Below are 14,793 nucleotides of genomic sequence, written 5' to 3'. Positions count from 1 at the left end.
CTGGTTGGACGACTTCTCCATGCTGCTGCAAGAACTTGATGCGATATTTGCCCAAGAGGGCCCGATTGCTGCGGCTGTGCCGGGCTATCACCCGCGTCAGGCGCAACTGGAGCTGGCGCGCGCCATCAACGAGGCCATCAGTGATGGCAGTACCTTGATCGCCGAGGCGGGTACGGGTACCGGTAAAACCTGGGCGTATCTGGTGCCCGCTTTTTAAGCGGGGTCAAGGTGCTGGTCTCAACCGGCACCCGCACCCTGCAAGACCAGTTGTACCGCCGTGATCTGCCGCGCTTGCGCAAGGCATTGGCCTTGCCTGTAACCACAGCACTGCTCAAAGGGCGGGGCAATTATGTTTGCCACTATCACCTTGAGCGCCTGCAAGGTGATGACCGGGCGCTGAAGTCGCGCGCCGAAATTGCCCAATTGCGGCATATTTCGGTGTTCGCCCAGCAGTCACGCAGCGGAGACAAGGCCGAGCTTGCCGAAGTGCCTGAAGAGGCTGACATCTGGAGCCGTGTGGTGTCGACGCGTGATAACTGCCTGGGGCAAGACTGCCCCAATGTGCGTGATTGTTTCGTACTCAAGGCGCGCCGCGAGGCACAGGAAGCCGATATTGTCGTCGTCAATCATGCGCTGTTCATGGCCGATCTCGCTTTGCGTGAGGAAGGCATTACCGATCTGTTGCCCGAGGTGCAATTGGTCGTCTTTGACGAAGCGCATCAGTTGCCCGATGTTGCTACACGGTTTCTGGGCAGCAGCGTCTCATCGCACCAGTTGCTTGACCTTGCCCGGGCGGTTGAAGCGGCGGGTCTTGCGCATGCGCGAGAGGGCGGGAACTGGACGGAACAAGGGCAAAAGATCGAACACGCGGCCCGTGAATTGCGGTTGTCCACAGCAGCTATTGATCGTCTGCCCGGTAAAAAAGCCACCTTTGAAACCTTGCCGGATGCCCAGGTGTTCGATACCGCGCTTGAGCGCCTGCTTGAAGTGCTCGATGAATGCATTCAGCGACTGGGCATCGTGGCTGAAAAACACCCCGATCTTGGCGCAGCATCCAAGACCTGCCTGGATTTGCGTGCCCGTCTGTTTCGCTGGAGTCAGCCCGACCGGGCGGGCCGCAATGCATTGGCCCAATCCGATGCGGCCGAAGGCGTTGACGAGGTTTCTGTCCGTTGGGTTGAGTCCAGCACTCACGGCATGCGTCTGCACAGTGCGCCGTTGTCTGTTGCCCGGATATTTTCGCGGTTTCGACGCCCGGAACAGGCCTGGGTCATGACGTCGGCAACCTTGTCGATCAATGGTGATTTCGGTTACTTCCAGCGCCAGCTGGGGCTGCACGATGCTCAAACCAGCCGTTGGGAATCTCCCTTCGATTACGCCTCGCAGGGGTGCTGTTTGTGCCTTCGGCCTTGCCATTGCCGAATCAGCCACAGTTCAACGAAAAATTTGTTGATATGCTGGTACCCCTGATCAAGGCCTCGCCGGGTGGCGTGCTGGTGTTGTGCACCACCTTGCGTGCGGTTGACCGTATTGCCGAATTGCTTGAGGCCCGCTTTGAAGAGGCGGGCATCGATCGCTTGCTGTTTCGGCAGGGCGACACCTCACGCCGCATTTTGCTGGATCGTTTCCGTGATGCCCGCAACGGCGTACTGGTGGGTAGTGCCAGTTTCTGGGAGGGTATTGATGTGCCCGGCGATGCCCTGACGCTGGTTGCAATCGATAAACTGCCGTTTGCACCGCCCGACGATCCGGTACTTGAAGCGCGTTTGAACGAAAGTCGCCGCCGTGGCGGTAACCCGTTCATGGAGTTTCAATTGCCTGAAGCGGCCATTACCCTTAAGCAGGGGGCAGGGCGTTTGATACGTTCAGAAGGTGACTGGGGGTATTGATGGTGGCCGATTCCCGCATGGTTGATAAACCTTACGGGAAACTGCTCTGGCGAGGGCTTCCACCGTTCGCCAGAACACGTGATCTGGCTCAGGTGGTGAAGTTCTTCAAACAACGTGGTGCAGCCAAAGCTGGCAACTAAAACCAGTTGATCGGGTTCCAGAGCGTGCCGCGGGCTTCTTTGAGGCCTTCAGTGTAGTAGGCGCTGTTGGGAAAGTTGGTGTCAAGAACGCGTTTCACATCGTCTCGCAGTTCTGGCATGTTCAGTTTATCGTACGACATATACATGATATACAACGCTTTTTCGGCGACGGGCACACCTTCAAAATCGGTAATCACGATTTGGGCGCGGTTGATGGCGGCCAGATAGGCCGCGCGATCGTAGTAGTACTGTGCGACGATCGCTTCGTTTTCAGCCAGGGCGCTGACGATCCAGGTCATACGTTTTTTGGCGTCGGGCGTGTAGCGGCTGTCGGGGTAGCGATTGATCAGTTCTTTAAAGGCTTCATAAGATTCGCGCAGGCCTTTGGGGTCGCGTTCGGCCGGATTTTGCCCTGTGAATTCAGACAGCAGGGCGCTGGGCGGTGTGAATGTGATGAGGCCTTTCAGGTACAGCATGTAGTCTGTACCGGGTTGGTTCGGATACTGCTGCTGGAACCGGTCGATGGCAGCCAGTGCTTGCTCGGGCTCATCGTCTTTCCAGTTGACGTAGGCCAGATCAATAAGTGCTTGTTGTGCGTAACCCCCGAACGGGTAACGGGCTTCCAGGGCTTCAAGGCGCTGGCGTGCGTCAACCCAGTTGGCATCGCTGATTTCAGTACGGGCTTCCTGGTACAGGCGTTCGGCGCTCCAGCCAATGGTGGGGTCGACCTCGGCTTTGTTCAGTGCACCACAGCCGGAAACGGCTGCCGCAATTACAAAGACACCCGCGAGGCGGGCCAGCCGGGAACTGCCGGCGCAGAGTGCTGAAAATGGGTTAACGCGAGTCACAAAAGCATCCTTGGTGTTAGCATTGCAGGCTGATTATATGATTAGTCGCCATGCCTGACACAGATATTACTAAAGAAAGTTCATCTGATCTTTCCGACGATGAACCCCTGGTTTTCGAGCTGCCTTTCAAGACCTTGCCAGACCGTCTCGACAAGGTCCTGGCGAGCCTCTTGCCAGAGCACTCACGCAGCCGGTTGCAATCCTGGATCGAGGGTGGGCACGTTACCGTTAACGGGGCTCAGGCCCGGGTCCGGCAAATGGTGGGTCCGGCCGATCGCATCGAGGTGCGCGAGCAGGTTGCTCCCGAGCAGCAGGCCTTCAGCCCCGAGCCGGTAGATTTCGACGTTATTGCCCAGAGCCCCGACTGGATCGTTGTTAACAAGCCTGCGGGCCTGGTCACCCATCCCGGGGCGGGTAACTGGTCCGGCACCTTGCTTAATGGCTTGTTATATCGCTACCCCGAGCTGGCCACTGTGCCCCGTGCCGGAATTGTTCACCGGCTCGACAAGGACACATCGGGTTTGCTGGTTGTTGCACGCCACGAAAAGTCGCAAACCCACCTGGTGCGCCAGTTGCAAGATCGAAGTGTCAAGCGGCAATACGTGGCGCTTGTGCATGGCTGGGTCAACGCGCCCGGTACGGTTGACCAACCCATTGGCCGTGATCCTCGCGTTCCGGTACGCATGACCACCGAGCGGCCCATTGCCGCCCGTGAGGCCGTCACGCATTTCAGCCCCGAGCGCATCGGGGTTACGCCCGAGAACCAGCCCGTAACCCAACTGGTGTGCCAGTTGCAAACCGGCCGCACCCACCAGATCCGGGTGCACATGGCCAGCATTTGTCATCCGCTTGTCGCAGATGTCTTGTATGGTGGCAAATTGGTTGCCGGCGCAATGCGTCAGATGCTGCATGCCCAGGCGCTCGCGTTTGACGATTTTTCGTCTGGTGAGCGGGTTTCTTTTCAGGCTCCGGTGCCTGATGATTTTGAAAGGGTAGTGGAGCATTTGGTGTGGCAGTCATAACATTTCCAGATCAACTTCCCACTGTTTCCGGTACGTCCTGGCAGGGTGTCAGGTACGGTTGCACCACGCGCATGGGTGGTGTCAGTCAGATGCCGTTTGACACACTCAATCTGGCGATCCATGTCAATGACGATCCTGCCGCCGTACGCCGCAATCGCCGTATTCTGGCGCACGCGCTGGGTGCCATGCCCATATGGCTTGAGCAGGTTCATGGCACTGACGTGTTCGATGCCGATACGAGCCCTCAACTTGATGCCGGGGCAGATCCGCATTGCGATACCAACGCGTGTCTGAGGCCTGAGGGTCCAGATCCTCTCGAGGTTATGGCGGTTGCCGATGCTGCCGTAACGTCCCGGCCCGGCGTTGTGTTGGCCATTCTTACCGCAGATTGTTTGCCGGTTGTCATTGCCGACACACAGGGCAGGGCCGTTGGCATTGCGCATGCCGGTTGGCGCGGCTTGGCAGCAGGGGTCCTTGAAAACACCATTCAGGCGTTACGTCACCGCCTGCCTCCCGACGCGATTTTGCGGGCCTGGATTGGCCCTGCCATCAGTCAGGCTGTCTTTGAGGTGGGTGCCGACGTCCACCAGGCTTTTTGCGAGGCCAGGCCGGAGAATGAAATGTATTTTGTAGCGCGTGCTCGGTCAGGAAAGACAAGCGACTTCAAGTGGCTTGCTGATTTGTCTGGCCTTGCGCGACAGCGCATGCGCGATGCCGGATTGCGCTATATTGAGTGTAGCGGTTGGTGCACGTTGCGCCAGCCGGAATTGTTCTTTTCATATCGGGGCAGTACACGTACTGGTCGTATGGCGACACTGGCCTGGCTTGATCAGGCTCCCGAATTACCCTGATTGACAGTCAATCGTTCGCCCTCCAACATGCAGGTGTTTTGATGCAAATAGTCACAAAAGGCAGGATCCAATCATGAGCATTCCGTTTTCCAGTCAACGTATCGCAGAACTCCAGGCGGAATTCTCCAAAAATTGGCAGGCTTTGCTGAGCCAATCCGAAAAAGGTGAGTTGGCAAAACCCAAAGATCGCCGTTTCAGTGCCGATGCCTGGGCATCGCATCCGTCATTCCTGTTCATGGCCAATGCCTATATGTTGTCGGCGGAAACCATGCAGAAAATGGTTGATGCTGTCGATATGCCCGAGCATTCCCGTGAAAAACTGCGTTTTGCCACCATGCAATGGCTTGATGCCATGGCGCCGTCCAATTTCCTGGCCACGAATCCTGACGCGCAACAGGCGTTGGTGCAGTCCAATGGTATGTCGCTGTTGCAGGGGTGCAGAATTTCTATGGCGACCTGCAAAAAGGGTATTTGTCGCAAACCGACGAAAGCAAGTTTACGGTGGGCGAAAACCTGGCCATCACCGATGGCAAGGTGGTTTTCGAAAACCCCTTGTTCCAGCTCATTCAGTACACGCCACTTACCGAAAAAGTGTACGAAATGCCATTGCTGGTGGTGCCTCCGTGTATCAACAAGTACTATATCCTCGATCTTCAGCCTGACAACTCGTTCGCCCGTTATGCTGTCGAACAGGGCTTTACGGTATTCATGGTGTCCTGGCGCAACCCGCAGCCCAACGATAACGACGGTATCTTGAAGGCTACATGGGCCGATTATTTGCAATCTGGTGTCTTGCAGGCTGTTGATGTCGTCAAAGACATTACTCAATCTGAAAAAATCAATGCGCTTGGTTTTTGCGTGGGTGGTACGTTGCTCTCCAGCGCTCTGGCTCTGGCCAAGGCGCGTGGGCAGAATCCTGTCAACAGCCTGACGTTGCTGACGACGTTGCTCGATTTCGAAGATACCGGGGTCATTGATATTTTTGTTGATGAGAACCTCGTTCGTACGCGTGAGCTTCAGCTTAAGCATGGCGGCATCATGCCTGCTCGCGAGCTGGCGACTACATTCTCTTTCCTGCGTCCCAACGAGCTGGTCTGGAATTACGTTGTGGCCAACTACCTCAAGGGCCAGACGCCGCCTGCATTTGACCTGCTGTACTGGAATTCCGACGGCACCAATATGCCTGGGCCATTCTTTACCTGGTACTTGCGCAATACCTACCTTGAGAACAATCTCAAGGTGCCTGGCAAGGTCGTGGTTGACGGTACGCCGGTCAGCTTGTCCGATCTGACGCTCCCGACCTATCTGTATGGTTCTCGTGAAGACCACATTGTTCCCTGGAAGTCAGCCTACGCCAGTAGCGCTGTACTGAAAGGGCCGATGCAGTTCGTCCTGGGGGCCTCGGGCCATATTGCAGGCGTGGTCAACCCGCCAGCCAAAAAGAAACGCAGCTATTGGGTCTCGCCCGATACGGTCAACCCGGCCACCCTGAGTGCCGACGAATGGCTGGAAAAATCAGAAGAGCACCCGGGTAGCTGGTGGACAGACTGGTCCGGATGGTTGGCCAGCCACTCAGGGGCATGCGAGAAACCTGCCAGTCAAACATTGGGCAATGCCCATTATCAACCGCTTGAAGCCGCGCCAGGGCGTTATGTCAAGGTGCGGTCAGCCTAAGGAGACAAAAATGAGTGGAAAAGTAGCGTATGTAACCGGTGGTATGGGGGGATAGGAACCTCAATTTGCCAGCGTCTTGCCAAAGAAGGTTTTACCGTGGTGGCTGGTTGCGGTCCCAGTCGCGATCACCAAAAGTGGCTTGATGAGCAGGCTGCACTTGGCTACAAGTTTCATGTGTCGGTAGGTAACGTTGCCGATTGGGACTCCACTGTTGAGGCCTTTGAAAAGGTTCGCAATGAAATCGGTCCTATTGATGTGCTGGTCAACAATGCCGGCATTACCCGAGATGGCCTGTTCCGTAAAATGAGCCGTGAAGACTGGCGTGCGGTCATTGATACCAATCTGAACAGTCTGTTCAATGTGACCAAGCAGGTCATGGAGGGCATGATCGAACGCAACTGGGGGCGCATCATCAACATCAGTTCGGTGAATGGTCAGAAGGGGCAGTTTGGTCAAACCAACTATTCGACAGCCAAGGCCGGGATTCACGGTTTTACCATGGCTTTGGCCCAAGAGGTTGCCAGTAAAGGTGTCACGGTCAATACGGTGTCGCCAGGTTATATTGGTACGGAAATGGTGCGTGCGATGCGTGCCGACGTGCTCGAGAAAATTGTCGCAACCATTCCCGTACGCCGTTTGGGTACACCCGAAGAAATCGGTGCCATGGTTGCCTGGATTGCTTCCGACGATGCCGGGTTCGCTACCGGTGCCGATTTCTCGCTTAACGGCGGCTTGCATATGGGCTGACGCCCAACGTATTTATTTTATTTATGGCACAACCCAAAACCCGTCGGGTCCACGACTAATCAAGAAGTATCCGAACCGTCGTCTTTACGACACCCAGACCAGCGCTTACATTACGTTGGCAGATGTCAAGCAGTTGGTCCTTGGTAATGAAGACTTCCAGGTCGTTGACGTCAAGTCTGGTGAAGATCTGACCCGCAGCATTTTGCTGCAAATCATTCTTGAAGAAGAAACCGGCGGGATCCCCATGTTCTCTGCGCCGGCGTTGTCACAAATCATCCGGTTTTATGGCAATTCCATGCAGGGGTTATGGGGTCTTTTCTTGAAAAGAACATCCAGGCCTTCATCGAGGTGCAAGAGCGTATGGCCGAACAGTCAAAAAGTCTGTACGGTACGGCTGTAGGCCCCGAAGCCTGGACTCAATTCATGAGCGTGCAGACCCCGGTTTTGCAAACCATGATGAGCAATTACATTGATCAGAGCAAGAATCTGTTCGTGCAAATGCAAGATCAAATGCAGGACCAGACACGGTCTATTTTTTCAGCATTCCCGTTTGTTCCAAATCCGAATACAAACGACCCGGAAACAAAAAAATAATCAGGTGTTTTTTGAACGGGCTGTGGTTGACCAATGCTTCGGCGTAGTCATCCACAGCCCGTGTTTCATTGTCGACAAAATCGGCAATGGCATGTGCAAACCGGGGGTCACTGACCCAGTGGGCAGACCAGGTCTTCACCGGCAGCATGCCGCGAGACAGTTTATGTTCGCCTTGCGCCCCACCTTCAAAGACCTTGATGTTATGTTCGATGCACCACGCGATGGCCTGGATGTAGCACGTTTCAAAGTGCAGTCCCGGTATGAACTCGGTGCTTCCCCAATAGCGCCCATAAAGACGTTCGTCTCCCACAATATTCAGTGCGCAGGCGACAGGTTTGTTTCCCCTGACCGCCATGACAAGGAGCAGGTTGTCACGCATGTGTGCATGAAGTTGTCTGAAAAAATCAGCGGTCAGGTAGGGCGGATTGCCATGTTCGAGGTAAGTTTGTACGTAGCACGTGTAGAAGAAATCGAGGTCGCCGGATTCAATGGCGTTGCCATGAAGCCATCGGTATGAGATCCCGGCAGCCCGGACCTTTTTGGTGTCTTGACGGATTTTCTTGCGTTTTTCCTGGTTCAGGCTGGTCAGAAAATCATCCAGATCACGGTAGTTCTTGTTGTGCCAATGGAACTGTACGGTTTCCCTGAACATGAAGCCTGCCTCGCGCAGGGCGGCCTGGTCGGCCTCTTCCGGGAACAGGATGTGCAGCGATGAGAGGGTGTTCCGGGCGGCCAGGGCGATCGCAGCGCGTGCCAGTCGGACCCGGTCTTCATGGGTATGAGCCAGCAATCGGGGGCCTGGTACCGGGGTGAAGGGAACTGCACTGAGCAGTTTTGGGTAGTACGCAAGCCCGTGCTGAGTGAAGGCACGGGCCCAGGCATGGTCAAACACATATTCCCCGCGCGAGTGGTATTTGACGTACATGGGCATGGCGCCGCACAAGGCCTGATTTCGCCTCAGCACCAGATAGTGCGGGTCCCAGCCGGTCTCTGCACTGGCGCACCCTGTGCGGTGCAGGGCGTCAAGAAAAGCATGACGCAGCAGGGGGTGCCCGTGTGCCAGGGCATCCCAGCAGTCAGGTGATATATCGTCTAAAGTACGAACCAGTGAAAATTCTTCGGTCACGGTGTGCGCTTTTACGTGTTGAGGCCAGTCTGGCCCGGGTATGTGGCATGCCATTTTAGAGTAAAGGGTCAACCCGTCCGGTGAAGGCACTGGTTTGGCCCGGGTCACAACTATCATGAGTCAAAAAATTGCTGTGCTGGTGTTGACAGGCTTTTTGGGGGCCGGCAAGACGACGTTGCTGAACCGTTTGCTGGTCTCTGATGGTTCCGCTGGTATTGACCCTTCGGGCGTGGTCGTGCTGGTCAATGAAGTGGGGAAATTGGCCTGGACCATCATTTGATTCGTCATGTCAGTGATCGTGTGGCTATCTTGCCTTCAGGCTGTATCTGCTGCTCGGTAAAGGGCGAGCTGGTCAATGCCTTGCGTGATTTGTTCATGGCGGCGGTACAGCGAAAGATCCGGCCATTCAGTCACGTGATTATTGAAACAACCGGTATTGCCGACCCTTCTGCGGTGCGCTATACCCTTTCGCTTGATCGTTTCCTGGCTGATCGCTATCGATACGCCGGCTGCGTGACTGTGGTTGATACCGTTCATGTGCAAGACCAGTTTGATCGGCATCCTGAAGTCCAGTCACAACTTGCGTTGGCCGATGGTCTGGTTCTGACCAAGATCGATCAGTGTGCGGGTCCGGATATTGGGCAGGTCGAGACTTGGCTTCTGCGCTTGTTTCCTCAGTCAGAGTATGTGCGTGCGCCAGTCTTGACCAGTCTTGCTGATCTTTTTGCTCTGGGGATGGGGTCGGTGTTCAGGCCGCGCCTGTTTGGCGCTCAAGGTGGGGTGATGCCGTCAGTTGTGCATGGGCCGCTTGACGTGGCGGTCCGGCAATGGGCTGGCCCGGTTACCCGGTCAGCCCTGGTCAAAGCGCTGGCGGCTGCGCTTGAGCGTACTGGTCCTGTGTTACTGCGTTTCAAGGGGGTGTTTTTGCTGGATAACGCAGAGCGCGTGGCCGCTCATGCCGTTCACGGTACGCTTTACCCTCTGGAAACGGTGCTTATCGATACCGATGACGTTCCGGACTGTGCTGTCGTTGCCATTACGCGTGGGGGCTGCCCAGGAATTTTTGGCGTTTCTGCATGAGCAGCTGGTGAATGCAGTGGCATAAACGTTCAGGGGCAAACAGGTTGCGGCGCAGTAAGGCGTGCCATATGCCCCCCGACGTCCGGTTGCTGCCCAGAAAACAAAAAGGCCTGAACCGAAGTTCAGGCCTTTTCAGAAAGCTGGTTGCGGGGGCAGGATTTGAACCTACGACCTTCGGGTTATGAGCCCGACGAGCTGCCAGACTGCTCCACCCCGCGTCTGAAGAACTGAATATTAACCTATCTAAAAAAATAATGCAAATCCGTCGCAAATTGCACACAGGGGCTGTGCAGTATTGATAATTAACGCGTAGAATTAACCAAAACCAGAATTCATGACCGAAAACGAAATTATCAGGGTGCTTGAAGCGGCGTTGCTATGTGCCGAAGCGCCTTTGCCCATATCCGAATTACGCAGGCTGTTTCCCGATAACATTTCATCCGACGACATGCGTCGGCTGTTGTCCGTGTTGCAGCTTGATTGGTCAGAAAAAGGTCTCGAGCTGGTTAGTCTTGCCAGCGGGTGGCGGTTTCAAAGCCGCCCGGAAATGCAAAAATACCTCGAGCGCCTTAATCCTGAAAAACCGCCGCGTTACTCAAGAGCTGTCCTCGAGACGCTGGCAATTATTGCCTGGCGCCAGCCGGTCACCCGGGGTGATATCGAAGATATTCGCGGGGTGACTGTGTCGTCACAGATTGTCCGAACCCTTGAAGACCGCGGCTGGATAGAAGTGCTGGGCCATCGTGATGCGCCCGGACGTCCGGCCTTGCTGGGTACGACGCGCCAGTTTCTTGATGATCTCGGGCTTCGTTCCCTCGACGACTTGCCTGAACTTGAACCCCAAGGGGCCATCCAGGCACTCGAAGGGCTGCCGCTTGAGCCGCTGCCTGAAACCGATACCGATACTGATTGATACGGAGTATCTGAACAACTTATGAATGAGACGACTTCCGAGGCCCTTGATCGGGCCGCTGCTGATGCGCACCCTGCTGATTCCGGAGCCGCGCCTGCCAAAGGTCGGGGGCGCAAGCTGCGTACCCCGTTCCGTCGCCGGCGGGGTGACGAGGCCGGTGCCGAATCGGTAACAGCTTCGGCTGGGGCTGAGGTGCAACCCGCTGTTGAAAAGGTTGCTGTTGCAGAGGCGCCGGCACAGGCCGCCAAGAGTAGTGGCCGTACGCGCAAGCCGCGTTCGCCTGCGCCCCGCAGCACCGAGCCTCGGGCTGCTGCTGCGAAGCCGCGAGGCAGTCGTGGTGCTGCCAAGGCCAAATCATCTGAAGTCGCCCAGATCGATAATGGCGCTGATGCTGATCTGGCGTTGGCTTATCTCGACAAGGCTCAGAAAATCGAGCAGCGGCTTGGCAAGTACCTGAACAGTGAGGCGGTAACGCCCAAGTTGCACAAGGTGCTTGCCGATGCCGGAATTGGTTCCCGTCGCGAGATGGAGGAGCTGATTGTGGCGGGTCGGGTATCCGTTAACGGTGAGCCTGCGCACATTGGTCAGCGGGTTGGGCCTAACGACCAGGTGCGTGTCAATGGTCGGCCGATTACCCGGCCCAATGCCACCAAGCCGCCGCGCATCATTCTTTATCACAAGCCGGCAGGTGAAATCGTCAGTCACGATGATCCTGCGGGGCGTGCCACGGTGTTTGCGCGCCTGCCCAAGATGAAAGTGGGCAAGTGGTTGTCCGTGGGGCGGCTTGACCTTAATACGGAAGGGCTGTTGATTCTCACAACATCCGGAGATCTGGCCAATCGGCTTATGCATCCCCGTTATGGTGCCGAGCGTGAGTACGCTGTGCGAGTTCTGGGTGAGCTTGCCGAGGACCAGCAAAAGCAGCTCCTCAAAGGGGTTCAGCTCGACGATGGTATGGCCAGGTTTGGTTCGTTCGAGTTTCTTGGCGGCGAGGGTAGCAATCGCTGGTATCGCGTAACGCTGAATGAAGGCCGTAATCGCGAAGTGCGACGCATGTTCGAGGCCGCCGGTGTTACGGTCAGTCGTCTCATCCGCACCCGATTCGGTGAGATTGTCTTGCCCCGAAATCTGCGTCGGGGCCGCTGGGAAGAGCTCGATGGCTCTCTGGTGACGGCGTTGATGGTGCAGTTGGGTTTGATCAAAGATGAGGCTGTTCAGGGTGGTTCACGCCGAGGCGCTCGTCCGGCGCAACCGGTTTCCCACGATAGTGCTTTGCCGCCCGGGTTCGGTACGCTCGAACGTAACGGTACCAGTGGTGCAAAAATCAGCCGACGCGGCAAGTTATCCGGTGGACGTGCGGTTCCCGGCGGCGTAGCCCAAACGTTTCCCTCTGATCCCTATGGTACGGGGCTGTCCTTTGCGGGTGGTCTGCCCAACGGGCATCCTGAAGGCAGGCCTGCCGGGAAGGGGCGCAGGGCGTCACCGGTGCGTGGCAAACCCGAGGCTGGTGCGGGGCGCAAGCCGTCTGCCAAGCGCACCGACGCGCAGGGGCGTGGGGCGAAGGGTCCGGCGCGAAGCAGTCGTGGTGCCAAACCAGGTGGCGGACGTGGTGACGACTGGCAGCCTAAAAGTGCCTCAGCCCATGAGTCGCGTCTGGGTGTTTTGAAGTAGCTGCGTTGTTTTTTGCGTCTAAGCCCCGGAAACGGCACGATTTTTTCGGAAATCTGTTAAAATGTCGGGCTTCACAGGTGTATGTTTTGCATTATGCGGGCATTGTCCTGAGCTTTGGCGCAGGTAATGTGCAGGTAATCTGGCTTATGCCGGTTTGCCAGTCGTTCAGGCGCAGTAACAGTGGGCTGGCGTACAGCCCCTTTTTTTGAATTTTATGGCAGATATTTTCGCACTGACACAAGAAGTCCTCGAAGGCACAGATCTCGAACTTGTCGATATCGAACGCGCTCCGATGGGGTTGTTGCGTGTCACTCTCGATCGTCCTGACGGGGTGCGAATTGAAGACTGCGAGCAGGTTTCCAAACAGCTGTCCAGGGTGTTCGAGGTCGAAGGTATTGACTATCAGCGCCTCGAGGTCGGTTCGCCGGGCATTGATCGCCCGCTCAAAAAAGAGTCCGATTTTTTCCGTTTTGCCGGAGAACACATCGAGATCCGGTTGCGCCAGCCGCGCGAAAACCGAAAAGTTTTTGCGGGCCAGTTGCTGCCTGCCGAATCGGGTGCCGAGAAGCCGGTTTTTGGCCTCCAGCTTGATCCTGTCGATAAAAAAGCAAACCTGAAACGATCTCTTTCACGTTCGATGAACTCGATCGTGCCAAACTGGATCCCGTACTTGATTTCAAGGGTAAAAAGCGATGAGTCGCGAAATTCTTCTGTTGGTTGACGCCCTTGCGCGTGAAAAAAATGTAGAGCGCGAAGTTGTTTTCAGCGCACTTGAAAACGCATTGGCGTCAGCCATGAAAAAGCGTTTCAAGGAAGACGCCGACATTCGTGTGTCAATCGATCGCAATACTGGCTCCCACGAAGGGTTTCGCCGTTGGCTGGTCGTGCCCGACGAGGCCGGTTTGCAAGAGCCCGATCAGCAGGAACTGTATTCCGAAGCGCAAGAGTTCGTGCCTGGCATCGAAGTCGGTGAATACATCGAAGAACCGCTCGAGCCCGTCGAGTTTGGTCGCATCGGTGCGCAGGCTGCCAAACAGGCCATTTTGCAACGTATCCGCGACGCCGAGCGCGAGCAGTTGCTGAACGACTTCCTCGATCGTGGCGAGAACATCATTTCGGGTACGGTCAAGCGTATTGACAAGGGTGATGCCATCATCGAAACCGGCAAGATCGAAGCACGTTTGCCGCGCTCTGAAATGATCCCCAAAGAAAACATTCGCGTGGGTGACCGCGTGCGTGCCTGGGTCGCTCGTGTTGACCACTCGGCGCGCGGGCAGCAGGTCATCTTGTCGCGTACAGCGCCGGAATTCATCCGGCAGTTGTTCGAAAACGAAGTCCCTGAAATTGAACAGGGTCTTCTTGAAATCAAGGCGGCTGCCCGTGATCCGGGTGTCCGCGCCAAAATTGCTGTTATTGCGTACGACAAGCGTATCGATCCTATTGGTACCTGCGTCGGTATGCGCGGTTCGCGGGTAACTGCTGTCCGTAACGAACTGGGTGGCGAACAGGTTGATATCGTGTTGTGGGCTGAAGATCCCGCCGAATTCGTCATCGGTGCCCTGGCGCCGGCAACCGTTGAGTCCATTGTTGTCGATGAAGACAAACACGCAATGGACGTGGTTGTTGATGAAGAAAACCTCCCCAAGGCCATTGGTGCCCGTGGTCAGAATGTTCGTCTGGCCTCCGAACTGACGGGTTGGCAGATCAACATCATGACGCCCGAAGAAAGTCAAAGCCGTCTTGAACAAGAGCGCTCCGAGTTGCGCACAACGTTCATCAGCAAACTGGATGTCGACGAAGAAGTTGCCGACATCCTTATTGACGAGGGGTTCACAGGCCTTGAAGAGATTGCGTATGTTCCTATCCAGGAACTGCTCGAAATCGAAGCCTTCGATGAGGAAACCATCAACGAATTGCGTGCCCGTGCCCGTAATGCCTTGCTCACCGAGGCTATTGCCCAGGAAGAGCGGGTGCAGAAAACCGAGCCTGCCATGCTCGAACTCGAGGGAATGTCGCCTGAATTGGCGGCCAAGCTGGCCGAGCACGACGTCTACACCCGTGATGATCTGGCCGAACTGGCCACTGACGAGCTGGCTGAAATCGCCCAGCTCGACGAACAGGCTGCCAGCGATCTGATCATGAAGGCCCGTGCCCACTGGTTTGCCGACGATGAAACCTGATTTTCGGGTCCCGTTGCGCCAAAAGGTTGTTTTTAATGAATGAAGTAGTCGTATAAGA

Annotated in this window: 6 protein-coding genes, 1 tRNA gene and 7 pseudogenes; 11 read left to right on the top strand and 3 right to left on the bottom strand. The window is 56.1% G+C overall.

All coding sequences use genetic code 11. From position 1 onward, the window contains the following. The first annotated feature begins 19 nt into the window (after positions 1-19). Positions 20-2,029 (top strand): annotated as a pseudogene (gene yoaA / locus N7E01_RS01620) (DNA repair helicase YoaA). On the opposite strand, the gene N7E01_RS01615 reads toward yoaA, so the two are convergent. Next, positions 2,026-2,829, bottom strand: a complete 804-nt coding sequence (locus tag N7E01_RS01615; RefSeq protein ID WP_289175705.1) for an outer membrane protein assembly factor BamD — start codon at positions 2,827-2,829, stop codon at positions 2,026-2,028. The pseudogene yoaA and the gene N7E01_RS01615 overlap by 4 nt on opposite strands. A 98-nt stretch (positions 2,830-2,927) precedes the next feature. On the opposite strand from N7E01_RS01615, the gene N7E01_RS01610 reads away from it, so the two are divergent. The 5 genes and pseudogenes from N7E01_RS01610 to phaR all read left to right on the top strand — a co-directional run bounded on the left by N7E01_RS01610 (position 2,928) and on the right by phaR (position 7,765). Next, positions 2,928-3,899, top strand: coding sequence for an RluA family pseudouridine synthase (locus N7E01_RS01610; protein WP_289174310.1), 972 nt, complete (start codon positions 2,928-2,930; stop codon positions 3,897-3,899). Next, positions 3,896-4,750, top strand: a complete 855-nt coding sequence (gene pgeF, locus N7E01_RS01605; protein ID WP_491565771.1) for a peptidoglycan editing factor PgeF — start codon at positions 3,896-3,898, stop codon at positions 4,748-4,750. Before N7E01_RS01610 ends, pgeF begins: the two co-directional genes overlap by 4 nt. Before the next feature lie 73 nt (positions 4,751-4,823). Beyond that, positions 4,824-6,424: pseudogene (locus tag N7E01_RS01600) on the top strand (PHA/PHB synthase family protein). 10 nt (positions 6,425-6,434) lie between these two features. Next, positions 6,435-7,171: pseudogene (gene phbB / locus N7E01_RS01595) on the top strand (acetoacetyl-CoA reductase). Positions 7,172-7,190: 19 nt separating this feature from the next. Beyond that, positions 7,191-7,765, top strand: a pseudogene (gene phaR, locus N7E01_RS01590) (polyhydroxyalkanoate synthesis repressor PhaR). On the opposite strand, the gene N7E01_RS01585 reads toward phaR, so the two are convergent. Then, positions 7,701-8,891 (bottom strand): GNAT family N-acetyltransferase, encoded by a 1,191-nt coding sequence (locus tag N7E01_RS01585; RefSeq protein WP_289174303.1) that lies wholly within the window; start codon positions 8,889-8,891, stop codon positions 7,701-7,703. The pseudogene phaR and the gene N7E01_RS01585 sit on opposite strands and share 65 nt — an antisense overlap. Before the next feature lie 115 nt (positions 8,892-9,006). On the opposite strand from N7E01_RS01585, the pseudogene N7E01_RS01575 reads away from it, so the two are divergent. After that, a pseudogene (locus tag N7E01_RS01575) lies at positions 9,007-9,971 on the top strand (CobW family GTP-binding protein). Between the two features lie 141 nt (positions 9,972-10,112). Here N7E01_RS01575 and N7E01_RS01570 read toward each other — a convergent pair. Then, positions 10,113-10,189 (bottom strand) — tRNA-Met (locus N7E01_RS01570). Between the two features lie 116 nt (positions 10,190-10,305). On the opposite strand from N7E01_RS01570, the pseudogene scpB reads away from it, so the two are divergent. The 4 genes and pseudogenes from scpB to nusA form a co-directional block, all read left to right on the top strand. Continuing rightward, a pseudogene (scpB, locus tag N7E01_RS01565) lies at positions 10,306-10,848 on the top strand (SMC-Scp complex subunit ScpB); the annotation flags it as partial. Between the two features lie 57 nt (positions 10,849-10,905). Next, positions 10,906-12,555, top strand: coding sequence for a pseudouridine synthase (locus N7E01_RS01560; RefSeq protein ID WP_289174293.1), 1,650 nt, complete (start codon positions 10,906-10,908; stop codon positions 12,553-12,555). A gap of 214 nt (positions 12,556-12,769) precedes the next feature. Then, a pseudogene (rimP, locus tag N7E01_RS01555) lies at positions 12,770-13,251 on the top strand (ribosome maturation factor RimP). Beyond that, on the top strand, positions 13,248-14,735 hold the full coding sequence (gene nusA, locus N7E01_RS01550; RefSeq protein ID WP_289174291.1) for a transcription termination factor NusA: 1,488 nt from the start codon (positions 13,248-13,250) through the stop codon (positions 14,733-14,735). The pseudogene rimP and the gene nusA overlap by 4 nt, the downstream one beginning before the upstream one ends. The last annotated feature ends 58 nt before the right edge of the window (positions 14,736-14,793 follow it).

This window comes from Neopusillimonas aromaticivorans (assembly GCF_030344915.1).
Classification (GTDB): Bacteria; Pseudomonadota; Gammaproteobacteria; order Burkholderiales; family Burkholderiaceae_B; genus Neopusillimonas; species Neopusillimonas aromaticivorans.
The sequence above is the reverse complement of the archived record's forward strand: the minus strand, read 5'-3'. Positions and strand labels throughout refer to the sequence as shown.

Excerpts from the sequence above, each read along its gene's own strand:
- N7E01_RS01610 (WP_289174310.1), top strand. The coding sequence starts at position 2,928 with ATGCCTGACACAGATATTACTAAAGAAAGTTCATCTGATCTTTCCGAC.
- nusA (WP_289174291.1), top strand. The coding sequence starts at position 13,248 with ATGAGTCGCGAAATTCTTCTGTTGGTTGACGCCCTTGCGCGTGAAAAA.
- N7E01_RS01560 (WP_289174293.1), top strand. The coding sequence starts at position 10,906 with ATGAATGAGACGACTTCCGAGGCCCTTGATCGGGCCGCTGCTGATGCG.